This is a genomic window from Pseudomonas tensinigenes (assembly GCF_014268445.2).
Taxonomy (GTDB): domain Bacteria; phylum Pseudomonadota; class Gammaproteobacteria; order Pseudomonadales; family Pseudomonadaceae; genus Aquipseudomonas; species Aquipseudomonas tensinigenes.
Genome location: NZ_CP077089.1, coordinates 1,508,294 through 1,530,953 on the forward strand (window position 1 = coordinate 1,508,294; position 22,660 = coordinate 1,530,953).

General features: G+C 59.6%; 19 protein-coding genes and 1 pseudogene. 5 read left to right on the forward strand and 15 right to left on the reverse strand.

Annotation, left to right across the window (positions count from 1 at the left end; translation table 11 throughout):
• The first annotated feature begins 10 nt into the window (after positions 1-10).
• A complete protein-coding gene (locus HU718_RS06525) occupies positions 11-1,402 on the forward strand; it encodes a Fic family protein (RefSeq protein ID WP_186612770.1) in 1,392 nt (463 codons plus the stop codon).
• On the opposite strand, the gene HU718_RS06530 is transcribed toward HU718_RS06525, so the two are convergent.
• The 3 genes from HU718_RS06530 to plsB form a co-directional block, all read right to left on the reverse strand.
• Positions 1,399-2,088, reverse strand: a complete 690-nt coding sequence (locus HU718_RS06530; RefSeq protein ID WP_016985113.1) for a DUF4197 domain-containing protein — start codon at positions 2,086-2,088, stop codon at positions 1,399-1,401. The genes HU718_RS06525 and HU718_RS06530 overlap by 4 nt on opposite strands.
• Positions 2,089-2,115: 27 nt before the next feature.
• Positions 2,116-2,514 carry a YbaY family lipoprotein gene (locus HU718_RS06535; RefSeq protein WP_095119306.1) on the reverse strand — a complete coding sequence of 133 codons (399 nt, stop codon included), beginning with the start codon at positions 2,512-2,514 and terminating at the stop codon, positions 2,116-2,118.
• A gap of 115 nt (positions 2,515-2,629) precedes the next feature.
• Positions 2,630-5,131 (reverse strand): glycerol-3-phosphate 1-O-acyltransferase PlsB, encoded by a 2,502-nt coding sequence (gene plsB, locus HU718_RS06540; RefSeq protein WP_186612476.1) that lies wholly within the window; start codon positions 5,129-5,131, stop codon positions 2,630-2,632.
• A 237-nt stretch (positions 5,132-5,368) separates the two neighbouring features.
• Here plsB and HU718_RS06545 point away from each other — a divergent pair, with 237 nt between their 5' ends.
• Entirely contained in the window at positions 5,369-5,578 is a 210-nt protein-coding gene (locus HU718_RS06545; protein WP_007908870.1) for a cold-shock protein, read from the forward strand.
• Between the two features lie 90 nt (positions 5,579-5,668).
• Here the strand turns inward: HU718_RS06545 and HU718_RS06550 are convergent, their stop codons facing one another.
• From HU718_RS06550 to HU718_RS06565, 4 genes are all read right to left on the reverse strand, one after another.
• Positions 5,669-6,046: a hypothetical protein gene (locus tag HU718_RS06550; protein WP_064364265.1), complete on the reverse strand. Its 378-nt coding sequence runs from the start codon at positions 6,044-6,046 to the stop codon at positions 5,669-5,671.
• A gap of 75 nt (positions 6,047-6,121) precedes the next feature.
• On the reverse strand, positions 6,122-6,931 hold the full coding sequence (locus HU718_RS06555; protein ID WP_186612478.1) for a putative RNA methyltransferase: 810 nt from the start codon (positions 6,929-6,931) through the stop codon (positions 6,122-6,124).
• Positions 6,931-8,082, reverse strand: coding sequence for a succinyl-diaminopimelate desuccinylase (gene dapE / locus HU718_RS06560; protein WP_110720122.1), 1,152 nt, complete (start codon positions 8,080-8,082; stop codon positions 6,931-6,933). The genes HU718_RS06555 and dapE overlap by 1 nt, the downstream gene beginning before the upstream one ends.
• A gap of 238 nt (positions 8,083-8,320) precedes the next feature.
• On the reverse strand, positions 8,321-10,912 hold the full coding sequence (locus HU718_RS06565; protein WP_186612480.1) for a glycosyltransferase: 2,592 nt from the start codon (positions 10,910-10,912) through the stop codon (positions 8,321-8,323).
• 213 nt (positions 10,913-11,125) lie between these two features.
• On the opposite strand from HU718_RS06565, the gene tcdA reads away from it, so the two are divergent.
• Positions 11,126-11,944, forward strand: coding sequence for a tRNA cyclic N6-threonylcarbamoyladenosine(37) synthase TcdA (gene tcdA / locus HU718_RS06570; protein ID WP_095119300.1), 819 nt, complete (start codon positions 11,126-11,128; stop codon positions 11,942-11,944).
• A 90-nt stretch (positions 11,945-12,034) separates the two neighbouring features.
• On the opposite strand, the gene HU718_RS06575 is transcribed toward tcdA, so the two are convergent.
• The 4 genes from HU718_RS06575 to HU718_RS06590 form a co-directional block, all read right to left on the reverse strand.
• On the reverse strand, positions 12,035-12,439 hold the full coding sequence (locus HU718_RS06575) for a SufE family protein (protein ID WP_150706074.1): 405 nt from the start codon (positions 12,437-12,439) through the stop codon (positions 12,035-12,037).
• Positions 12,436-13,641, reverse strand: a complete 1,206-nt coding sequence (locus HU718_RS06580; RefSeq protein WP_186612482.1) for an aminotransferase class V-fold PLP-dependent enzyme — start codon at positions 13,639-13,641, stop codon at positions 12,436-12,438. Before HU718_RS06580 ends, HU718_RS06575 begins: the two co-directional genes overlap by 4 nt.
• 133 nt (positions 13,642-13,774) lie before the next feature.
• On the reverse strand, positions 13,775-14,809 hold the full coding sequence (dapD, locus tag HU718_RS06585; RefSeq protein WP_077571310.1) for a 2,3,4,5-tetrahydropyridine-2,6-dicarboxylate N-succinyltransferase: 1,035 nt from the start codon (positions 14,807-14,809) through the stop codon (positions 13,775-13,777).
• 33 nt (positions 14,810-14,842) lie between these two features.
• Complete coding sequence (locus HU718_RS06590) at positions 14,843-15,205, reverse strand: ArsC family reductase (RefSeq protein WP_016985102.1); 363 nt, start codon at positions 15,203-15,205, stop codon at positions 14,843-14,845.
• A 271-nt stretch (positions 15,206-15,476) separates the two neighbouring features.
• Between HU718_RS06590 and HU718_RS06595 the strand changes: the two are divergent.
• Together HU718_RS06595 and HU718_RS06600 are read left to right on the forward strand one after the other, a co-directional pair.
• A pseudogene (locus HU718_RS06595) lies at positions 15,477-16,325 on the forward strand (Na+/H+ antiporter); the annotation flags it as partial.
• Positions 16,326-16,408: 83 nt separating this feature from the next.
• Positions 16,409-16,636 carry a hypothetical protein gene (locus HU718_RS06600; protein ID WP_186612486.1) on the forward strand — a complete coding sequence of 76 codons (228 nt, stop codon included), beginning with the start codon at positions 16,409-16,411 and terminating at the stop codon, positions 16,634-16,636.
• A gap of 20 nt (positions 16,637-16,656) precedes the next feature.
• On the opposite strand, the gene HU718_RS06605 is transcribed toward HU718_RS06600, so the two are convergent.
• The 4 genes from HU718_RS06605 to map all read right to left on the reverse strand — a co-directional run bounded on the left by HU718_RS06605 (position 16,657) and on the right by map (position 22,330).
• Positions 16,657-17,310: a zinc metalloprotease gene (locus tag HU718_RS06605; protein ID WP_186612488.1), complete on the reverse strand. Its 654-nt coding sequence runs from the start codon at positions 17,308-17,310 to the stop codon at positions 16,657-16,659.
• A 247-nt stretch (positions 17,311-17,557) separates the two neighbouring features.
• Entirely contained in the window at positions 17,558-18,757 is a 1,200-nt protein-coding gene (gene dapC, locus HU718_RS06610) for a succinyldiaminopimelate transaminase (protein WP_186612490.1), read from the reverse strand.
• Between the two features lie 44 nt (positions 18,758-18,801).
• Positions 18,802-21,504 (reverse strand): [protein-PII] uridylyltransferase, encoded by a 2,703-nt coding sequence (locus HU718_RS06615; protein WP_095119294.1) that lies wholly within the window; start codon positions 21,502-21,504, stop codon positions 18,802-18,804.
• A 43-nt stretch (positions 21,505-21,547) separates the two neighbouring features.
• Entirely contained in the window at positions 21,548-22,330 is a 783-nt protein-coding gene (gene map, locus HU718_RS06620; RefSeq protein ID WP_186612492.1) for a type I methionyl aminopeptidase, read from the reverse strand.
• Positions 22,331-22,660: the final 330 nt, after the last annotated feature.

Sequence of the window (22,660 nt, forward strand, 5' to 3'; positions counted from 1 at the left end):
GTTTGTCTTGATGAAAAAGCCGCCAGCATTGAAAGGCAGAACCGACCCCGTTTTCGACTTGTTGGTGCGCCCGCCCCAGAAGCATCGTCTGGAGGATTATCTTGCGCTGCTCAAGCCGCTCGATGATCAAGGTCGTTATCTGCCATTTGAAGCGTTGCGTTATCGCTGGGCGCCAGGGCTGGATGCCAGACTGTGCTGGGCTTTGGTCAAGAAGGCACGCGCTGCCCAGCACATTAACCTTCTGCCACTGGGCGAGCCTGTGCAGTGGGGCAAGTATCTGTTGACGCCGTTGGCACAGAAAACCATCTCCATCGTGGATCGACAGGCCAGTACTGCGGCGCTGGAATATATGACCAGCCAGATCGGCGAGCGGGCGCATTTCAGTTATCTGCTTAACGATTTGATCGAAGATGAAGCCATCGCCAGCAGTCAGCTGGAAGGCGCTGCGACGACTACGCGTGTGGCCAAGGACATGCTCAAGCAGCAGCGCCAGCCCCGCACTCCGGATGAACGCATGGTGATGGGGAATTACCGGATGATGAATTTCGCCTGGGAGAGGCGTTACGAACCGATGAGCGTGGAGTTGATTGCGGCGATTCATCGGGTGGGGGTCGAGGGTATCGATGACGAGCAGTATTCCCCAGGGGTGTTCAGGGCCAATGACGAGGTGGTCGTTCAGGACGGGGCGGGCGACACGGTGCACCGGCCACCACCTGCAGCAGGATTGGTGTCGCGGCTTGAGCGACTGTCGCACTGGATCAATCTGCCCGAAGGCTCACCGCAAGAGACGAGCTACCTGCATCCACTGATCAAGGCGATCACGCTGCATTTTGCCTTGGGCTACGAACATCCCTTCCGCGACGGTAACGGGCGGGTCGCCAGGGCGTTGTTTTACTGGTTCATGTTCAAGAACGAGTTTGCGGCGTTTCGCTACATAGCGATCAGTTTGTTACTGCGTAATGCACCGGTGAAATATGGACGTTCATACCTGCATACCGAGGCGGATGAGCTGGATCTGACGTACTTCATCGAATTCCAGTGTTCGGTGATCCAGCGAGCGGTGCTCGGGTTTACTGATGTTTACCGCAAGAGCGTGGGGTGCACCGAAGAGTTCGAGCGCAGGCTGAAGAATTGCGGCTTCTTTGATCAACTCACGGAAAAACAACGCGCGTTGTACGAGGTGGCCAAAAACGGAGTGGCGAAGGAGTTCACCGCGAGCAATGTGGCTGAGAATTTTGCTTGCTCGCATAGCGAGGCGGCGTCGGCACTAGACGGATTAGACGAGTTACGAGTTTTTGAACGAAGGAAGATGGGGCGGGAGTGGGTGTTCTTTTTACGTAATCCTGTAGGTGGATGGAAGCACGGGAGCGAATTCCTTCGCCCCCATGTTGTGACAGCTTAGAGCGTCCCGAACACCTTCTTCGCCAGACTGGTCGCCGCAGCGGCCGGGTTCTGGCGGATGGTTTCTTCCTGTTTGCCGATCATTTCGAACAGGCCATTCAGCGCTTGCTCGGTGACGTAGTTTTCAACGTTGGCGCTCTTCGCATCGACAACGCCAAACGCAGCAGCCTGGCCCGCGAACGAGTTGTACTTCTGCGCTACGCCAACCTTGTCGGTCGCTTGCTTGACGATTGGCAGGAACTTGGCGCGGATCTGTTCGCGGCTGGATTTGTCGAGGTATTGCGTGGCCGAGTCCTTGCCGCCGCTGAGGATGCCTTTGGCGTCTTCCACGCTCATTTTTTTCACGGCGTCGACGAGGATTGGCTGGGCTTGAGTTACAGCGCTTTCCGCCGCCTTGTTCATGGCTGTTTCCAGTTCTTCAACCTGAGCGCCCATGCCGAAGGCTTTCATTTTGCTCGCGGCTTTGCCGAGTTTGCCCGGCAGTTCGATCTTCACGTCCGGGTTGTTGCTAAAGCCGCCGGGGGTGCCCAGTTGTTTGACGGCAATTTGTGCGCCTTGGGTCAGGGCATCCTTGAGGCCGCCGGTGGCGTCTTTTTGCGACAGGTCACTGAGCGACAGGGCCAGCGCGCTGGCGGAGATCATCAGGCCTGCGCACAGGCCGGCGAAGCGAAGGGTAGGGCGGAGCATGGCGGCTTCCTTGAGGCAGAAAATGAATTAACGAACGGCGTCGACGCGGATTTTCAGCGGCTGCGGGTCGTTGCCGTCGAGTTGCACGGCGTGGTTTTCGGTGGTGATGAACATCAGTTCGCCGTTGACTTCAATGCGCGCGCTGACCGAGTAACGATGGCCGGGTTTGACCTGCGTCGGATCGTAGCTCAAGTGGAAGGGCAGCGGCACCTGGCCTTTGACCGGGCCTTTCTGCTCGTCCAGCACCACGGCTGGCGCATCGGCCAGCGAAACGTCCTGCAGGCTGACGCTGAGGGTCGCGCTCGGAGGCAGGGCGATGCGCTGCAGGTAGAACACTTCACCGTCGAGGCCGACCTTGCCGGCGGGACTGGTCGATTGGCAGGCGCTCAACAGCGTAGCGGCGGCGAGCAGAGTCAGTTTTTTCATGGTGTTCTCCATTCAATTGTGGGAGCGAGCCTGCTCGCGAAAGTGGTATTTCAGTCACTGAGATGTCGACTGACACTCCGCCTTCGCGAGCAAGCTCACTCCCACCAGGTTTGCATCAGGTCTCGGGTTGGGCGACGACCTGATCTGCAGCATCCTCACTGCGATGCAGCGCCACCTGGCGGATCGACAAGCGAATCTCCGCCGGCAACACACGTTTGGCCGCACCTTCGGCGAGTTCGCCGAGCAGTTCGTGATAACTCAGTTTGCCGGCCTCGTCGCGACGCAGCACGTCGAGGTCGAGCAGGGTCTGGATAAAGTGGCGGAACAGGCTCTTGTCGAAGAACTCCGGCGCATTCAGGCCGTGGAGGATCGACAGGCGCTGGGCCATGACGGTGCAGAGGTCTTCCAGCTCTTCGGCGCTGATACTGTTCTGGCCGCTGTTGAGCAGCAAGGACACGGTCATGTAGAAGCGCTGCAAGGTCTGCGCGATGCTTTTCGACAGCAGCGTCAGCAGGACGAAATGCCGCGAGCTTGGCGCCGGACGCAGATAAACATCCTTCTCGAAACGCAGCAGGCCTTGCTCGACGAATGCGTCCAGCCACTGATCGACCACACCGTCCAGTTCGTCCAGCGTCCAGCGAATGAACAGTTCCGATTGCAGGTACGGATACAGCGCGCGGGTGTAGCGCAGGATCTGTTCGCGGCTCATGCGCGAGGCGCTCTGGAAGAAGCTCGCCAGCAGTGCCGGCAGGGCGAAGATGTGCAGCACGTTGTTGCGGTAGTAGGTCATCAGGACGGCATTCTGCTCATCCAGATAGAGAATCTTGCCCAGCGCATCGTTCTGCTCGGCGAGCAGATCCATGTCCTTCACATGCTCGATCAACGCGCGGCCGTCGCCTTCCGGCAGCGTAGTGTGTGGCGAGTACGGAACCTTGCGCAGTAGCGCCAGATACAGATCGAGCACCCGCGCCATCGCGCGATCGTCCAGCGCCAGACGCGTGGTCGACAGCAGCGCCAGCGCCACTAGATTTACCGGGTTGATCGCCGCCGCTTCGTTCAGATGCTGCGCGACTTTCTCGCCGAGGCGATTGGTGGTTTCGTTGAGCCACGCTGGTTTGTACTGCGGGCCGAGTTCCTGCTGGCGCCAGTCCGGTTGCTCGGCGTCGAGGAATTCCGCCAGTTTGATCGGCTCACCGAAGTTCACCGCGACCTGACCGAAACGCTGTTTGAGCGCACCGATGACTTTGAAAATGTCGAAGATCGATTCTTTCTTCTTGCTCGCCCCGCGCAGTTCGCCGAGGTAGGTGCGACCTTCCAGCACGCGCTCATAACCGATGTACACCGGCACAAACACGATCGGCATGCGCGACGAACGCAGGAAGCTGCGCATGGTAATGGCGAGCATGCCGGTTTTTGGCTGCAGCATGCGTCCGGTGCGCGAGCGGCCGCCCTCGACGAAGTATTCGACCGGGAAGCCTTTGGTGAACAGGGTGTGCAGGTATTCGTTGAACACCGAGGTGTACAGCGGATTGCCCTTGAACGTGCGACGCATGAAGAATGCGCCGCCACGGCGCAGCAGGCTGCCGATCACCGGCATGTTCAGGTTGATCCCGGCGGCAATGTGCGGCGGGGTCAGGCCGTTGCGGAACAGCAGATACGACAGCAGCAGGTAGTCGATGTGGCTGCGGTGACACGGCACATAGATCACTTCGTGACCCTGGGCGACTTTCTGCACGCCTTCGATGTGGTTGACCTTGATGCCGTCGTAAATCTTGTTCCAGAACCAGCTCAACACCACTTCCAGAAAACGGATCGCGGTGTAGGTGTAGTCCGAGGCGATCTCGTTGCCGTAGCGCAAGGCCTGAGCCTTGGCTTTCTCGGGGGAGATGTTTTCTCGCTCGGCTTCGTCGAGGATCGCTTGCTTGACCAGTGGCTGGTTGAGCAAGCCTTTGACCAGATTGCGACGGTGGGAAATGTCCGGGCCGATGACCGCCGCTTTCAGATTGCGGAAGTGTACGCGCAGGATGCGCTGGGCCATGCGCACGGTGCGCTCGTGGCCCTTGTTGTGTTCGATCAGCTCGCGCAGGTGAATTGGCGCGGAGAACTGCACGCGGGTTTTACGCCCGAGAACAATGATGCTCAGCAAGCGACGCAAACGCCCGGTAACGGCCCAGCTGTCGGCGAACAACAGCTTCCACGGACTGTTTTCGCTGTCCGGCGATTGGCCCCAGAACACGCTGACCGGGATGATCTGCGCGTCTTCGGCAGCGTTCTGGGTGAGGGCGCTGACCAGACGCGTCAGGGTCGGCGGTGCGCCGCGTTTGTCCTGGCGACCGAGCCAGTCCGGATCCGGCGTCAGGTAGAAAAACGCCGCCGGTTCGATCAGCGAACCCACCGACACCGGCAGCACCGGACGCGGCAGGCCGGCCTTGGTGCACTCGGTGTCGAGCACGGCCAGATCGGTCAGCGAAGGGTTTTGCAGGACGTAGAACACCGGACGACTGCGGTCGAGGTTGAGGGTGAACGACGACTGGTTGATCGTCTCCGAGCGAACCCAGAGGTACAACAGTCGGCGCAGGGTGCCAAACACAAGACGGCGGAACGGAGAACGGGTCATACGGCTTCTGCATGAGTGGATAAAACCGAGCGTTTGCTCGGGCGGTCGATAGTGTGCCGTATTGGACGAAAATCGGCAAAAAAGCGGCGAAGTAATCTCCTGTTGAGAGTTTTCGCGCCTGTCATATACTCGGCGGTCTGTCGCCGGGGCCCTTTATGGACGTCGGACACAGGCTGACGTTCCTCAAAGGCTTTCCTGCGAAAAGCCTGTTCAATAATAAAAAAGGAGTATGAACAGATGGCAACACGTGAAACCGGCAACGTGAAGTGGTTCAACGACGCCAAGGGCTACGGCTTTATCCAGCGCGAAGACGGGGTGGACGTGTTCGTGCACTACCGCGCGATTCGTGGCGAAGGGCATCGGTCGCTGACTGAAGGCCAGCAGGTCGAATACGCGGTGATTACTGGCGAGAAGGGTTTGCAGGCTGAGGATGTTGTAGGCTTGTAAAAGCAGCTTCGAGCTGCAAGTCACAAGCTGCAAGCTACAAGCAGTTCAACTTGAGACTTGCAGCTTGCAGCTCGTAACTTGCAGCTGCTTTTATGCTGTTTTCCAGGTGATTTCTTCTTCACCGTCTGCGCTGATGCGAATCCAGCGATCTGCCGTCTCCTCACCTTCTTCTTCAACCCACGTGCCCGGTGCGCAACGCACTTCGACGTTCAGCGCAGCAAACGCTGCACGGGCGCAGGCGATGTCGTCGTCCCATGGGGTCTGGTCGCTTTCCAGGTACAGGCTGTTCCATTTGCCCACGGCTTTCGGCAGCCAGGTCACCGGCACGTTGCCGGCCTTGCACTTGTAAGTCTGGCCTTTCTGTACCCAGTCGCTGCACGGGCCCAGCGCGGCGCCCAGCCAGGCCGAAATGGCCTTGTGGTCGACGTCGGCGTCTTTCAGGTAAATCTCGATGTCCGGTTGGCGCATGGATGTCCTCACTGCGGGTCTGAAAAATCCATTCGCGGATTTAGCCGGCCCCGGGCACTCGCCCGAGACCAAAAGTTATTGAAGAACGAAATAATCGTAGCGCATCGACACGGTGGTCTCGAACGGCTCGGCCTGCTCGATCACCGCCGCACGACGCTCGGCACTGGCGCGCCAGCCGTGGGGTGTCATCGCCAACAGGTTGGCGCGATCCTCGGGCCTGTCCAGCGTCAGCTTGAATTCCAGGGTTTCACTGTGCGCCAGCGCCATGCCTTGCGGCACCAGGGCCAGATGCTTGTCGTCGGTGTATTCGCGCACTTCGTCGTACAGGCGTTCGCGCAGTTCCATCAGGTGGCCGCTGGTCGGGCCGACTTTCATCAGACCGCCGCCGACACTGAGCAGACGCTTGGCTTCTTCCCAATCCAAAGGACTGAAAACGCTGGCGAGAAACTGGCAGCTGCCCGATGCCAACGGCACACGCGCCATGCTGGCGATCAACCAGCTAATCGCCGGGTTGCGCTTGCAGGCGCGTTTGACCGCCTCGCGGGAAATATCCAGCGCGTAGCCATCAGCGTTCGGCAAGGCCTCGGCAATTTGCGCGGTGTAATAACCCTCGCCACAGCCGATGTCGACCCAGCGATCCGGCGCGTAACTCGCCGCCAGCTCGGCCAGACGCTTGGCCACCGGCGCGTAATGGCCAGCGTTCAAGAAATCGCGGCGCGCTTCGACCATGGCCTGGTTGTCGCCAGGGTCGCGGCTGTTCTTGTGCTGCACCGGCAGCAGGTTCAGGTAACCCTGGCGCGCACGGTCGAAGCGGTGGCCGGCGGGGCAGACCACGCCGTTGTCCACCGCATTCAGCGGTTCATTGCAGATGGGGCAAGCAAGCATCAGGCGAGCAACTTGATCATTGTCTGGTAGTAGATCTCGGTCAGTACGTCGAGATCGGCTGCCAGCACGCGTTCGTTGACCTGGTGAATGGTCGCGTTGACCGGGCCCAGTTCAACCACTTGCGTGCCCATGGTCGCGATAAAGCGGCCATCGGAGGTGCCACCGCTGGTCGACGCTTTGGTCTCGCGACCGGTGATGTCCTTGATGCTCGCCGACACCGCGTCAAGCAGTGCGCCCGGTTCGGTGAGGAACGGCAGGCCGGACAGCGCCCAGTCGATATGCCAGTCCAGATCGTGCTTGTCGAGAATATCGGCCACACGTTTCTGCAGGCCTTCGACGGTCGATTCGGTAGAGAAGCGGAAGTTGAACACCGCCACCAGATCACCCGGAATCACGTTGGTCGCGCCGGTGCCGGAGTTGACGTTGGAAATCTGGAAACTGGTCGGCGGGAAGAAATCGTTACCGTGATCCCAGTGCTCGGCGGCCAGTTCGGCCAGCGCTGGAGCAGCGAGGTGGATCGGGTTCTTCGCCAAGTGTGGATAGGCGACGTGACCCTGAATGCCTTTGACCGTGAGCTTGGCGCCCAGCGAGCCGCGACGGCCGTTTTTCACCACGTCACCAACCAAAGTGGTGCTCGACGGTTCGCCGACGATGCACCAGTCCAGACGCTCGTTACGTGCAGCCAGACGCTCGACCACAGCCTTGGTGCCGTGGTGCGCCGGGCCTTCTTCGTCGCTGGTGATCAGGAACGCGACCTTGCCCTTGTGATTCGGGTAGTCGGCAACGAAGCGCTCGGCGGCGACGGTCATCGACGCCAGGCTGCCTTTCATGTCCGCCGCGCCACGGCCGCAGAGCATGCCGTGTTCATCGATCAGCGCGTTGAACGGGTCGATCTGCCACGCGGTGACCGGGCCGGTCGGCACCACGTCGGTGTGGCCGGCGAAGCACAGCACCGGGCCGTCGTTGTTGCCGTGGGTCGCCCAGAAGTTATCCACATCTTCGATACGCATCGGCTCGAGAGTGAAACCGGCATCGCCCAGGCGCTGCATCATCTGCTTCTGGCAATCGGCGTCGACCGGCGTCACAGACGGACGGCGGATCAGGTCGATGGCGAGTTGGAGGGTCGGCGAAAGGTCGGCGTGGGCCGTCATGGAAAACTCCGGGGTCATGAATTTGAGCGAGGGCCAATGTGGGAGCGAGCCTGCTCGCGAATGCGGTGTATCAGGCAACATAAGGGTTGAATGTTACAAAGCCTTCGCGAGCAAGCTCGCTCCCACAGGGATTGGGTTCGGTCGGTTACACCGCGTATCACGCCAAGCCCCGCAAAATGGCGGTTATCTTAAAGCAAAACGGCGACCATTGGCCGCCGTTTAGTGCATCGATGAGGATTTAGACGACCGGCGCCGGCTCCGGTGCAGCCGCCGGTTTCGGCAACGACGACAGGAACGCCATGATCAGCGCGGCCAGATACGGCAGCGACTGCACCAGCAACATCACCACCCAGAAGCGCATGTCGTTGCTCGGCATGCCGTTGACCAGGAAGATCCCCAGCGCCGCGCCCCACAACAGCAGCATGATGAACAGCTCTTCCCGCGCTTCGGAAATCGCCACCCAGAAGCCGTGGTTGTCAGCGTTTTTCGGCGTACGGAAGAACGGAATGCTGCTGGTGAAGAAGCCGTACAGCACCGCTTTGGCGATGGTGTGCGACAACGCCAACCCGGCCAGTGCCGCGCAGAAGGCATCTTTCAGGTTCACGCCAACGGCGCGACGGTAGAGGAAGATGATCTTGCCGACCTTGAACACGAACAACGCCAGAGGCGGGATTGCGAAGATCAGCAGCGGCGGATCGACCCGCTGCGGCACGATGATCATCGCCGCCGACCACAACAGCGCACCGACGGTGAAGAAGATGTTCATGCCGTCCGCGACCCACGGCAACCAGCCCGCGAGGAAGTGATAACGCTGGCCGCGCGTCAGTTCGGTGTCCTTGCCGCGCAGCAGGCTGCCGGTGTGACGTTTGATGATCTGGATCGCACCGTAAGCCCAGCGGAAACGCTGTTTCTTGAAGTCGATAAACGTATCCGGCATCAGACCCTTGCCGTAGCTGTCGTGGTAGTACGCCGCCGACAGGCCTTTCTCAAACACGCGCAGACCCAGTTCGGCGTCTTCACAGATGCACCAGTCGGCCCAGCCCAATTCTTCCAGAACCGAGCGGCGGGTCATGGTCATGGTGCCGTGCTGAATGATCGCATCACGGTCGTTACGGGTGACCATGCCGATGTGGAAGAAGCCTTTGTATTCGGCATAGCAGAGCTTCTTGAAGGTGCTTTCGTTCTGATCGCGGTAATCCTGCGGCGACTGCACCACAGCGATTTTCGGTTCGGCGAAGTGCGGCACCATGTGCTTGAGCCAGTTCGGGTGCACGCAGTAATCGGAGTCGATCACGGCGATCACTTCGGCATCCTTGGCGGTGTGCGGGATCAGGTAGTTCAGCGCGCCGCCCTTGAAACCGGCCAGCGGCGAGACGTGGAAGAACTTGAAGCGCGGGCCGAGGGTTGCGCAGTAGTCGCGCACCGGTTCCCACACCGCCGGGTCCTTGGTGTTGTTGTCGATGATCAGGACTTCGTAGTCCGGATAATCGAGCGCTGCCAGTGCGTCGAGGGTCTGTTTGACCATGTCCGGCGGCTCGTTGTAGCAAGGCACGTGGATCGACACTTTCGGGCGATAGCTGGAGTCGCCCTCGACCGGCAGGAATTCGCGTCGACGCTTGTGAATCCATACCGCTTCGGCCAGTTCATGGGCCTCCGTCAGCAAGACGATAAACACCCCAAGCGCACCGAGCGCCAAGAGGAAGCCGACCGTCAAACTGAACCACGTGCTGTATTGCAGGCTGTAGTCGTAACCGATCCACACCAGCACCGAACCGCAAAGGAACGCGATGAAGGTCAGGAAGATCCGCCCACGCTGGCGCAACGCCGAGCCGTCGATCATCAGCAGGGTCAGCGACAGCAACGCCAACACCACCGAACCGACTGCCAGCACACGCCATTGCGGAATCGCCACCACCGGGCCTTCGAAGTTGAATTTCTGCTGGCGCGCGGCGTTGAACACGCCCCAATAGGCGCCGACCGAACCTTCGTCACTGGCCTTCCACGGCTGGTCGAACGCTTCGATCACGAAGTAGTTGAAACCTTGGCGGTTGAGTTTGTTGACCAGAGTGCGCAGGTAGATCGCCTGATCCGCCGGCGATGCATCGGCGCCACCGCGCATGCGGCCGTTGCTCGGCCAGCCGACTTCGGAGAGCAGCAATGGTTTTTTCGGGAACAGCTTTTTCAGGTCGCGGGCGCGATCGAAAACGAACTGCCCGGCCTTGTCGACCGGAATGAACTCCCAGTACGGCAGAACGTGGGCGGCGATCAGGTCAACGTGCTTGGCCAGTTCCGGGTGTTCTTCCCAGACGTGCCATTGCTCGGACGTGGTCACCGGCACTTTCACCGCAGCGCGCACGCGATCGAGCAATACGCTCAGCTCTTGGGCGGTGATTTCCTTACGGAAGATCGCTTCGTTACCGACCACCACGCGCACCACGCTGCGTGAAGTGTTGGCCAGTTCGATGGCGCGGGTGATTTCCCGTTCGTTGCGTTCCTGGTCGGGGCTGATCCAGATCCCCAGGGTCACGCGCAGGCCGAATTCTTCGGCCAGTTTGGGGATGTCTTGCAACGAGCCGTCGACCGAGTAGATGCGGATGTTGTCCGTCAGCTTGCTCATGATCTCCAGGTCGCGGCGCATCTCTTCGTCAGACGGATATTGATCCTTCTGTGGGTATTGGCCCTGCTGGAATGGCGAATAGGAGAAACCGGAGATCTGCTCCGGCCAGTTCGGCGCGGAAACCGGACGATTGATCAGCGCCCAGAAACCGGTGAACAGGGCGGCGATTGCCAGAACCACCACCAGGTTGAGTCCAAATTTACGCGATGACATAGCTATTTCGGGTTCCAAAGGCTGTGGAACGAAGGATCGGTCGGCTAGACGCCCGAGGGGCGCGCATCCTACACCGGCAGTTCACAAGTCGTACATCAGACATGGAAATGCCCGACATTGGGCAGCCGACTTTGACTTAAGTTCTTACACTTGTAGCTGATGTTTAGAACTTGTCGCCGCATAGCCCTATAATGCGCGCCGGTTTTTGGGGTAATGGTCATGAGTACAGAAGATCCGCGGTTTGCAGGCATCGCCCGTTTGTATGGCATTGAAGGCCTGGAGCGCCTGCGCGCGGCCCATGTGGCGATCGTCGGCGTCGGTGGCGTCGGTTCCTGGGCGGCGGAAGCCATGGCCCGCTGTGGCGTCGGCGAGATTTCGCTGTTCGACCTCGATGACGTCTGCGTTAGCAACGCCAACCGCCAGTTGCATGCGCTGGACAGCACCGTCGGCAAACCCAAGGTCGAAGTGATGGCCGAGCGTCTGCGCGGGATCAACCCGGATTGCACCGTGCACGCCGTGGCGGATTTCGTCACCCGCGACACCATGGCCGAATACATCACGCCGAACATCGACTGCGTGATCGACTGCATCGACGCGGTCAACGCCAAGGCTGCGCTGATCGCCTGGTGCAAGCGCCGCAAGATCCAGATCATCACCACTGGCGGTGCGGGCGGGCAGATTGATCCGACGCTGATTCAGGTGTGCGATCTCAACCGCACCTTCAACGATCCGTTGGCGTCGAAAGTGCGCTCGACGTTGCGTCGCGATTATGGTTTTTCGCGCACCGTGACCCGTCATTACAGCGTGCCGTGCGTGTTTTCCACGGAGCAACTGCGTTACCCGAAACCGGATGGCAGCATTTGTTTGCAGAAGAGTTTTGTCGGTGATGGGGTGAAACTGGACTGCGCCGGTGGTTTTGGTGCGGTGATGATGGTCACGGCGACGTTCGGCATGGTCGCGGCGACCAAGGCTGTGGACAAGATTGTCGCGGGTGTTCGGCGTCCGGCGGATCGCATTAAACCTGAGGTTTGATCGGTGGGGCTGATGGCCTCTTCGCGAGCAGGCTCGCTCCCACATTGAAATGCATTCCCCCTGTGGGAGCGAGCCTGCTCGCGAAAGCGATTAACCAGCCAACTCATTCATTCGCTGAAGTACGGCATTGAGGCCATTGCTGCGCGAGGGCGATAGCTGCCGCGAAAGGCCTAGTTGATTGAACCAGTCCGGCAAATCAACCTGCTGCAATTCAGCCGCCGACAACCCGTTAACCCGTAGCAGCAACAACGCCACCAACCCGCGAATCATCCGCGCATCGCTGCTCGCGCTGAATTGCCAGTGACCGTTGTCCAGTTCGCCAACCAGCCACACCTGGCTCTCACAGCCATGCACCCGGTTAGCGTCGCACTTGTCCGCCTCGCTGAGCGCTGTCAGACGATCACCAAACTGCATCAACAATCGCGCCCGCTGTTCCCAGCCCGCTGCATTCTGAAAAGTCTGCAACGCCTCTGCCGCTTCGACCGGCAAGCTCATCGCAACAACTCCAGCGCCTGATCCAGCGCTTCAAAGAAGCGCTCCAGATCCTCGGAATCGTTGTACAGCGCCAGTGACACCCGAATCGCCCCGGCCAGTTCGAAGCTTTTCAGCAGCGGCATCGCGCAGTGATGACCGGCGCGCACGGCAATCCCTTGCTCGGTCAGCAAGTGCGCCAGATCAGCGTTATGCACACCCTCGACGACAAAACTGGCCAGCGCCAATTGCGGCTTGCCGAGCAGACGAATGCCATTACGCGCCGCGAGGCCACGCAGCAAATAGTCATGCAACGCGGCTTCATGAGCAGAGACCGCGTCCTGATCCAGACCCGCCAGATAATCCAGCGTCGCGCCAAGGCCGATGACACTGGCAATCGGCGGCGTGCCCGCCTCGAAACCCAGCGGAGCAGGGCGGAAACGCGCGTCGTGATAGTTGGCTTCCAGCACCATTTCGCCGCCGAACTGCCATGGCTTCAATTGCTCAAGCGCAGCGTTGCGCCCGAACAATACGCCGAGGCCATCGGGGCCATACAGTTTGTGGCTGGAAAACACATAGAAGTCGCAACCCAGCGCCTGCACGTCATGCCGGCCGTGGACCACGCCTTGGGCGCCGTCGACCACGGTCAGCGCGTTCTGCGCCTTGGCCATGCCGAGTAATGCCGGCAATGGCTGCCAGGCACCGAGCACGTTGGATAACTGACTGATCGCCAGCAAACGCGTGCGCGGACCGATCAGATGCACGGCGGCCGCAAGGTCGATCAAACCGTCGGCATCCAGCGGCAGAATCACCAGCTTCAGATTGCGCCGTTGTGCCAGTTGCTGCCACGGCAGCAGGTTGGCGTGATGCTCCAGGGCGCTGATGACAATTTCATCGCCCGGTTGGAATAGATGTTCCAGGCCATAAGCCAGGAGATTCAGCGCACTGGTGGCGCCGTGGGTAAAGATGATCTGCCCGCTGTCACCGGCATTCAGCCACTGGGCAACCTTGAGCCGACTGTCCTCGAACGCCTGCGTTGCGTGAGCGCCGGGCAGGTGTTGCGCGCGATGCACATTGGCCGCACCGTTGGCGTAGTAATGCGTCAGTGCGTCGAGCAGGGCCTGGGGTTTTTGCGTGGTGGCGGCGTTGTCCAGATAGGTCTGGTCTTGCCGTTGCAGAGCGGCGATGGCCGGAAAATCGGCACGCCAGGGGGAGGGAATCATCACAGTTTTTAGCCCTGGTGAAGAGGGGCGGGATGTACGCCAAATCCTGTAGGAGTGAGCCTGCTCGCGATGGCGTCCGTGAGGGCGCTAAAAGCATCGCGAGCAGGCTCACTCCTACAATGGATTATTCAAACACTTAGTTGTGAGCGTGCAGCGCTTCGTTCAGTTCGATCGCCGATTTGTGGGTTTTGCATTCCACTGCACCGGTTTCCGAATTGCGACGGAACAGCAGGTCAGTCTGACCAGCCAATTCACGCGCTTTCACAACCTTGACCAGGTTGTTGTTTTCGTCGAGCAGCGCCACCTTGGTGCCGGCGGTCACGTACAGGCCCGACTCAACGGTGTTGCGGTCGCCCAACGGGATACCGATACCGGCGTTGGCGCCGATCAGGCAGCCTTCGCCGACCTTGATGACGATGTTGCCGCCGCCCGACAGAGTGCCCATGGTCGAGCAGCCGCCGCCCAGGTCTGAACCCTTGCCGACGAATACGCCAGCGGAAACGCGGCCTTCGATCATGCCCGGGCCTTCGGTGCCGGCGTTGAAGTTGATGAAACCTTCGTGCATGACGGTGGTGCCTTCACCGACGTAAGCGCCCAGACGCAGACGTGCCGCGTCAGCGATACGCACGCCAGCCGGAACCACGTAGTCGGTCATTTTCGGGAACTTGTCTACCGAGAATACTTCCAGCAGTTCGCCACGCAGACGCGCTTCCAGTTGCATTTCCGCCAGTTCGCTCAGGTCAACAGCACCTTGGCTGGTCCAGGCAACGTTCGGCAGCAGCGGGAAGATCCCGGCCAGGCTCACGCCGTGCGGCTTGACCAGACGGTGCGACAGCAGATGCAGCTTGAGGTAGGCCTCAGGCGTCGAAGTCAGTTGGGCATCTTCGGCCAACAGGGTGGCGACCAGTGGCTTGTGGCTTTCAGCCAGACGGGTCAGCAGCTTGCCTTGCACGGCGTCGATGCCTTTCACGGCTTCAGCCAGTTGTGCAGCCTGGGCGGTGGTGAAAGTGATGGCCTGGTTGCCTTCGGTGTAACCGAGGATTGGCGCAACTGCCGCGACCAGTTCGGCCGAAGGGTTGAGCAGTGGCTGTGCGTAGAACACTTCCAGCCAGGCGCCTTGACGGTTCTGAGTGCCGACACCAAAGGCGATGCTGAACAGGGAATTGGACATGTAAATACACCTCTACAAAGAGTGACGGGCTGCTTACTTCAGAGCGGCCGCGTAGATATCTGGCTTGAAGCCAATCAGGGTTCGGTCACCGAGATCGAGCACCGGGCGCTTGATCATCGAGGGTTGAGCGAGCATCAGTTCGATGGCTTTCGACTGGTCGAGATCGGCTTTGCGTTCGTCGTCGAGTTTGCGAAAGGTCGTGCCTGCGCGGTTCAACACCGTTTGCCAGCCATGTTCGTCACACCATTGGGTCAGGTGTTCACGGTCGATGCCGGCGCTTTTGTAATCGTGAAAGTCGTAGCTGACAGCGTGTTCATCGAGCCAGGTGCGCGCCTTTTTCATGGTGTCGCAGGCTTTGATGCCGAAAAGGTGCAACGTTTTACTTGAAACGGTCAAGGAATTGCCCCCTTTACAGGTGCTGGAGAAAAATGGTGTCGGATTATGCCATGACCCTTCGGTGAATACGCAAAACCTGTGGAAGCGAGCCTGCTCGCGAAGGGGCCATATCAGGCGACATCGATATTGAATGATCCACCGCATTCGCGAGCAGGCTCGCTCCCACAAGGGACTGCAATCCGGCAGCTGCGACATAGGTGCAACGGTCAGATTCATCCTAAGCAGCTAATATGGCAGTTCAACGCTGTCGATTGTCTGAGATTTCCGCTTTATGCAAACCGCTTACACCGTCCTGATCCTGCTGATGCTGGTCAGCGTTTCGCGGCTGGTCGGACGGGTCATCCCGTTGCCACTGCCGCTGGTACAAATCGCCGCCGGCGCCTTGCTCGCCTGGCCGACCCTCGGCCTGCACGTGGCGCTTGATCCCGAATTGTTCCTCTTTCTGTTCTTGCCGCCCCTGCTGTTTTCCGATGGCTGGCGCATGCCCAAGCGCGAGTTCTGGCATTTGCGCGGGCCGATCCTGACCCTGGCGGTGGGGCTGGTGTTGTTCACCGTGGTCGGCGCCGGTTACTTCATTCATTGGTTGTTGCCATCAATTCCGTTGCCGGTGGCTTTCGCCCTGGCGGCAGTGCTGTCGCCGACGGACGCCGTGGCGGTATCGGCCATTTCGCAAAACCGTTTGCCGACCCCGCTGATGCATATCTTGCAGGGCGAGGCGCTGATGAACGATGCCTCGGGTCTGGTGACCTTCAAGTTCGCCCTGGTGGCGGCTATCACAGGGGTGTTCTCACTGACCAACGCCAGCCTCACCTTTGTCGTGGTGGCGCTCGGTGGTCTGGCAGTCGGTGTGGCATTGAGCTGGCTGGTCGGGCGCTTGCGGGCGTGGATGATCGCCCGAGGCTGGGACGATCCGGCCACTCACGTGGTGTTCATGTTGCTGCTGCCGTTCGCCGCTTATGTGCTGGCGGAACGTCTTGGCGTCTCGGGCATTCTCTCAGCCGTGGCGGCAGGGATGATGCAGAGCTGGCTCGATCTGTTGCCTCGGCAGACCAGCACCCGCTTGCTCAATCGCAGTGTCTGGTCGCTGCTGGAGTTCGCCTTCAACGGTTTGATCTTCCTGCGATTCATGCCCTGGAGACGGAGGAGGTCGCCCCGCAGGACGCCGCTCAAGCCGCTCTCTCGGCGGAACTCAAGGCGCGGATCATGTCCGAGTATCGCCATCAACTGGAAGTTTTCAACGATTCGGCAGAAGCCCAGGCGCTAGCGTTCCAGATGGATCTGCTGGAACGCCGTTTGCGTTTGAAGGCGCTGCGGGCACAACGCCTTGAACTTTATAGCTTGAGTCGCCAACACGAGATTGGTGATGACGTCCTGCGAGAAGTGTTGGCAGATCTTGATTTAAGCGAAGCAAACCTGGGGCAGGTCAAATAAACATGCACTGGCGGATAAAGTCATTCGCTTGCTTGCGGTGGATAGGGGTAGGCCTTTGCCATGAAGGCTTTGTCGTGTTCACTGAGTTCCAGATTAGGAAAGATCTGGAAGTCACCTTCAGTCCAGGTCTGCTGGATGACGTAGTGCATGATCGATTTACGGTCATACGTTGAATAAAGACTTTCGCTCGGGTCGGCACGGTCAAGGTACAACTGGTTCAGTTTATTGCGTATTACTCCGGCCTGATAGTCATCTTCCTCGGGGTTGTCGGTGATTCCATGACTCTCATACAGGGCTGTTCTATTCCAGGGGATGTTGGCTGTCGGATTGGTTTGTTCGTGTTCTGCGCCGAGCATATGGCCAAACTCATGCATGACGTTCGCTGCGAAATAACGTGCATGATTACTCGAGTGTGGCCAGAGCCGCATGGTGGGTTCATCGGTGTCGAGCAATGCATCGGTGCCAATCTGCGACCAGAACGTGCCATTTTCGCTGAGTATGCGGATATCACCTTCTGCCCCCTCGACGAAGTTGAACTTCAAATTGATGTGTGCCAGCCAGTTACTGGCGGCGGAACGGACGGCTTGTTTGAATTCAGGCGTGCCATTAAGGAAGGCGATACGCAACGTCTGGCCAGGAGTCCACAGTTTGGAGGGATTGTTTCGGGCCCACATTATTGTTGTACTCCGCTTCCGGTTTGAATGTTTGCGAGCATTATGCTGAAGCCGATATTAGTGGTCGGGTTCATGATTGAACTTCCTTGTTTTGATATTTGATATTAGTTAGCAGTTAAATCTGCGCAGCGTGATACGCAGCTCAATAGTAAGCTGTTAGATGGACTAAGGCGGGATACAAGTTTATTGAGTTGTGTCTTTGCAGGGGGAAGTTACCGTGCCAGTTTTGCTGGCACGGTAAAGTTGCTCAGCGTTGGCGAGTCATGAACGCGCGAATCCGTTCCGCGGCTTCCACGCATTCAGCCAGCGGCGCCACGAGTGCCATGCGTACACGGCCGGCCCCTGGGTTGACGCCGTCGACATCGCGCGAAAGATAGGATCCCGGCACCACGGTCACGTGCTCTTCGGCGAACAAATCACGGCAGAACGCCGCGTCATCGCCGTTCACATTCGGCCACAAATAGAAACTGCCATCCGGACGCTGAACATCCATCACCGGGCTGAGGATCTCCAACACCGCATCGAACTTTTCGCGGTACAGCGCGCGATTGGCGCGCACATGCACTTCGTCATTCCACGCAGCCACGCTGGCCAGTTGCGTTTGCACCGGCATCGCGCAGCCGTGGTAGGTGCGATACAGCAGGAAACCTTTGAGGATATCGGCATCGCCCGCCACGAACCCGGAGCGCAGACCCGGCAGATTGGAGCGCTTGGACAGGCTGTGAAACACCACGCAGCGCTTGAAATCCTTGCGGCCCAGTTCGACGCAGGCAGTGAGCAGGCCTGGCGGTGGCGTCTGTTCGTCGAAGTACAGTTCGCTATAGCACTCGTCGGCGGCGATCACGAAGTCGTACTCGTCGGCCAGGGCGATCAGCTTTTTCAGGGTGTCGACCGGAATAAGTGCGCCGGTCGGGTTACCCGGCGAGCAGAGGAACAGGATCTGGCAGCGTTTCCAGATATCTGGCGAAACGTCATCGAAATCCGGGTTGAAGCCGTTTTCGTCAAGGCACGGCAGGTAATGCGGCTTGGCCCCGGCGAGGAACGCAGCGCCCTCGTAGATCTGGTAGAACGGGTTCGGGCTGACTACCAGCGCGTCGTCGCCACGGTTGACCACGGTCTGGGTGAACGCGAACAACGCTTCACGCGTGCCATTGACCGGCAACACGTTGCGCGCCGGATCGATCCAGCCGCCTGGCACGCCGAAACGACGCCCGCACCAGCCGGCGATGGCTTCACGCAGCGCCGGGATGCCGAGGGTGGTCGGGTACACCGCCATCTGATCCAGACTGTTGGCCAGCGTTTCGGCGACAAAGCTTGGCGAGCGATGCTTCGGCTCGCCAATCGACAGCGCGATCGGACGTTTATCCGGGTTCGGGGTCACGGTGCCGAGCAGGGCGCGGAGCTTTTCGAACGGGTAGGGCTGGAGCTGGTTCAGAGCGTTGTTCATTGGGGCTGGGTCTCGTGCAAAGCCATTTGAATCCGGGGGCGCGATCAAATACTGATGCGCGACAGTTTGATATCGGGTTCCTGATTGACGCTCAGTTGCTCAACGATCGCATCCTGCAAACGGCTGCACAGCAACGGGTCGGACAACGGTTGATTGTGGGCGTCGGTGATGAAGAACACGTCCTCGACCCGTTCGCCCAGGGTCGCAATCTTGGCGTTCTGCAGCGACAGGTCGAACTCGAGGAAAATCCCGCCGATCCGCGCCAACAGGCCCGGGCGATCAGGTGCGGTCAATTCCAGCACGGTCACCGGTCGCTGAGCATCGTTGTGAATCGTCACCTGCGGCGCAAAGGCGAAGTGCTTGAGCTGGCGCGGCACGCGGCGCTGGATGATCGTCGGGTAATCGTCCGGATTACGCAGGGCTTCGGTCAGACCTTCGCGGATCTGCTTGACCCGTGCCGGGTTGTCGCCGATGGATTCGCCTTCGTTGTCGAGCACGATGTAGGTGTCGAGGGTGAACTGGCTACTGGACGTGATGACACGGGCGTCGTGAATGTTCAGGTTGAGCTGATCCATCGCCGCCACGGTCACGGCGAAGAAGTCGTGCTGATCCGGTGCATAAATGAAAATCTGCGTACCGCCCTCGAACTCGCGCTGGGTGGTTTCCTTGATCAGCACCAGCGGCCCGCCATTGACGGGCTGCTGAAGAATGGCGTCGCTGTGCCAGGCGACATCGCCGGCGGTGTGGCGAAGGAAATAGTCATCACCCAGTTGCGCCCACAATTGCTCGACATCGTCCGGGTCAGTGCCGCCACGTACCAGAATGTCCAGTGCAGCGCTTTGGGTCTGGCGGATCTGCTCTTCGCGATCCACAGGGTTTTCCAGGCCACGGCGCAAGGCGCGTTTGGTCTCGGTGTAGAGCTGGCGCAACAGGCTGGCGCGCCAGGAGTTCCACAACGTCGGGTTGGTCGCGTTGATGTCGGCCACGGTCAGCACATAGAGATAGTCGAGGCGTGTTTCATCGCCAACCGCCTGAGCGAAATCGTGGATCACCTGCGGATCGGACAAATCCTTGCGCTGGGCGGTGGTCGACATCACCAAGTGGTTTTGCACCAGCCATACAATCAGCCGGCTGTCCCACACCGGCAATTGATGGCGCTGGCAGAACGCTTCGGCATCGACCGCGCCGATTTCCGAGTGATCGCCATGTCGGCCTTTACCGATGTCGTGGTACAGACCGGCCATATAGATCAGTTCGGGCTTGGGCAGTTTGGCCATGAGCTTGGCGGCCAGCGGGAATTTCTCCGAGACCTGGGTGTACTGCAACTTGCGCAGGTGCTTGATCAGGTTCAGCGTGTGCGCATCGACCGTATAAATGTGGAACAGGTCGTGCTGCATCTGCCCGACGATAAAACCGAACTCCGGCAGATAACGCCCGAGAATGCCGTAACGGTTCATCCGCCGCAGATTGCGATGGATGCCGATCTTGCACTTGAACAGTTCGATGAACAGGCTGGTGTTACGGATATCGTTGCGGAAGTTGTCGTCGATCAGGTGACGATGCTCGCGCAGCAAGCGGATGGTGTCGGCGCGCACGCCTTTGATTTCCGGTTGCTGCGCCATCAGCACGAAAATTTCCAGCATGGCGAACGGTGTACGGCGGAACACGTTGTCGTTACGTGCCTCGATGTAGCCGTCATGCAACTGGAAGCGCGAGTTGATCGGCTGCGGCGGCGCTTCGTCTTCCGGCGCGAGGATGACTTCTTCGAAGTGCTGGATGATCAGGTCGCTGAGCTGGGCAATGCTCATCACCACGCGGAAATACTGTTGCATGAAGTTTTCGACGGCCTGCTTGGCGTCGTCACCTTCAAATCCCAGCAGGCCGGCGATGGTGCGTTGATGATCGAACAGCAAGCGGTCTTCTGAGCGACCGGCGAGCATGTGCAGGGCGTAGCGCACTTTCCAGAGAAATTCCTGAGAGGAGGCGAGCAGGGCGTTTTCGCTCTCGACCAGGAAGCCTTCGCCGGCGAGGGCGCGCAGGTTCAGGGTGCCGTACTGACGCCGGGCCACCCACAGAATCGTCTGGATATCCCGCAGGCCCCCGGGCGAACCTTTGACGTTGGGTTCCAGGTTGTATTCGGTGTCGTTGTACTTGTGGTGGCGGGCCTTTTGCTCGGCACGTTTGGCCAGGAAAAACTCCTTGGCTGGCCACATGTGGGCGGTGCTGGTGACGTCAAGCATGCGCTGGCGCAGACGCTCGGGACCGCAGATGGTGCGGCTTTCCATCAGGTTGGTGACAACAGTCAGATCAGCGCGGGCTTCTTCGGCGCATTCATCGACCGAGCGCACGCTCTGGCCGACTTCCAGGCCGATGTCCCACAACAGCGTCAGAAAACGCTCGATGGAATCGCGGAAAACTTCGTGATCGGCGCTGTCCAGCAGGATCAGCAAGTCGATGTCGGAATAGGGGTGCAGCTCGCCACGGCCATAGCCGCCGACCGCGACCAGCGCGATATCGGCGTCTTCGCTCCAGTTGAACTGCTCCCAAGCCTTTTGCAGGATGTTGTCGACGAACCAGGCGCGGTCTTCGATCAGGCGGCGGATGTCACGGCCACTGCGAAAACGCGCATCAAGGACGTCGCGAGCCTGGCGGATCGCCTTCTTGAACGCTGCGATAGGACTCGCTTTCAGGGCCAGTTCAGCCTGGAACTGGCCGCGGTCGAAGAGTTCGGGATCCACCTGCGGCATCGATTGGCTTTCCTTCTATACAAGGCTGGGAGCGTTATGTGAATCAGGCCGAGATGCGTGGGATGGTGTCATCGGCGCGCAGGGTGAAGATCTCGTAGCCGGTGTCGGTGACCAGCAAAGTATGTTCCCACTGGGCCGAGAGCTTGCGGTCCTTGGTGATTGCGGTCCAGCCATCGCCCAATACCTTGGTGTCGGCCTTGCCCTGGTTGATCATCGGTTCGATGGTAAAGGTCATGCCGGCCTTCAGTTCCATGCCGGTGCCGGCGCGGCCGTAGTGCAGGATCTGCGGCTCTTCGTGGAAGACCTTGCCGATGCCGTGACCGCAGAACTCGCGAACCACCGAAAAACCGTTCTTCTCGGCGTGCTTCTGGATCACTTCGCCGATGTCGCCGAGGCGGCAGCCGGGTTTGACGATCTCGATCGCCTTGTACATGCATTCCTGAGTGATCTGCGACAGACGCTCGGCCCAGACCGGCACTTCGCCGACATGGAACATGCGGCTGGTGTCGCCGTGGTAGCCGTCTTTGATGACGGTGATGTCGATGTTCAGGGTGTCGCCGTTTTTCAGCGGCTTGTCATTCGGGATGCCATGGCAGACCACGTGGTTGATCGAGGTGCAGATCGACTTCGGGTAGCCCTTGTAGTTGAGCGGGGCAGGGATGGCTTGCTGCACATTGACGATGTAATCGTGGCAGATCTGGTTCAGCTCATCGGTGGTGACGCCCGGTTTGACATGTTCGGCAATCATTTCCAGCACATCGGCGGCCAGTTTGCCGGCGACGCGCATGCCAGCGATGTCCTCGGGAGTTTTGAGGTTGACGGTCATACAGGCTCTCTCTGCGCTCGGCGGCGCTTGCTGATACGGATAGGGTGGCCGGTGTTCGATCGGCGACCCTGAAAAACGCGATTCTAACAGACGCACGGCGCAATTCAGCGCCCGCGTGCATCGCTTCTCTCTATACAATGGTGCGTTCGGGGCCGATTCCAAGGGGGCTGCGCCCATGTCCTTGGTGCGAATACAGATTCCGGGTTCCGTTTCTGCGCACCCTGTGGTATAAAATGCGCCGCTTTCCGGGGATACCCCGAAAAGCTTAAATCCACACACGTGTCGACACGATGACCTGGGTGCTTTTGGCTTTATGCCACTGGTTGGTCA

What these genes read in the sequence shown, in the direction of transcription:
- HU718_RS06525 (WP_186612770.1), top strand. Translation starts at nt 11, where the DNA reads ATGAAAAAGCCGCCAGCATTGAAAGGCAGAACCGACCCCGTTTTCGAC.
- HU718_RS06530 (WP_016985113.1), bottom strand. Translation starts at nt 2,088, where the DNA reads ATGCTCCGCCCTACCCTTCGCTTCGCCGGCCTGTGCGCAGGCCTGATG.
- HU718_RS06535 (WP_095119306.1), bottom strand. Translation starts at nt 2,514, where the DNA reads ATGAAAAAACTGACTCTGCTCGCCGCCGCTACGCTGTTGAGCGCCTGC.
- plsB (WP_186612476.1), bottom strand. Translation starts at nt 5,131, where the DNA reads ATGACCCGTTCTCCGTTCCGCCGTCTTGTGTTTGGCACCCTGCGCCGA.
- HU718_RS06545 (WP_007908870.1), top strand. Translation starts at nt 5,369, where the DNA reads ATGGCAACACGTGAAACCGGCAACGTGAAGTGGTTCAACGACGCCAAG.
- HU718_RS06550 (WP_064364265.1), bottom strand. Translation starts at nt 6,046, where the DNA reads ATGCGCCAACCGGACATCGAGATTTACCTGAAAGACGCCGACGTCGAC.
- HU718_RS06555 (WP_186612478.1), bottom strand. Translation starts at nt 6,931, where the DNA reads ATGCTTGCTTGCCCCATCTGCAATGAACCGCTGAATGCGGTGGACAAC.
- dapE (WP_110720122.1), bottom strand. Translation starts at nt 8,082, where the DNA reads ATGACGGCCCACGCCGACCTTTCGCCGACCCTCCAACTCGCCATCGAC.
- HU718_RS06565 (WP_186612480.1), bottom strand. Translation starts at nt 10,912, where the DNA reads ATGTCATCGCGTAAATTTGGACTCAACCTGGTGGTGGTTCTGGCAATC.
- tcdA (WP_095119300.1), top strand. Translation starts at nt 11,126, where the DNA reads ATGGTCATGAGTACAGAAGATCCGCGGTTTGCAGGCATCGCCCGTTTG.
- HU718_RS06575 (WP_150706074.1), bottom strand. Translation starts at nt 12,439, where the DNA reads ATGAGCTTGCCGGTCGAAGCGGCAGAGGCGTTGCAGACTTTTCAGAAT.
- dapD (WP_077571310.1), bottom strand. Translation starts at nt 14,809, where the DNA reads ATGTCCAATTCCCTGTTCAGCATCGCCTTTGGTGTCGGCACTCAGAAC.
- HU718_RS06600 (WP_186612486.1), top strand. Translation starts at nt 16,409, where the DNA reads ATGTCCGAGTATCGCCATCAACTGGAAGTTTTCAACGATTCGGCAGAA.
- HU718_RS06605 (WP_186612488.1), bottom strand. Translation starts at nt 17,310, where the DNA reads ATGTGGGCCCGAAACAATCCCTCCAAACTGTGGACTCCTGGCCAGACG.
- dapC (WP_186612490.1), bottom strand. Translation starts at nt 18,757, where the DNA reads ATGAACAACGCTCTGAACCAGCTCCAGCCCTACCCGTTCGAAAAGCTC.
- HU718_RS06615 (WP_095119294.1), bottom strand. Translation starts at nt 21,504, where the DNA reads ATGCCGCAGGTGGATCCCGAACTCTTCGACCGCGGCCAGTTCCAGGCT.
- map (WP_186612492.1), bottom strand. Translation starts at nt 22,330, where the DNA reads ATGACCGTCAACCTCAAAACTCCCGAGGACATCGCTGGCATGCGCGTC.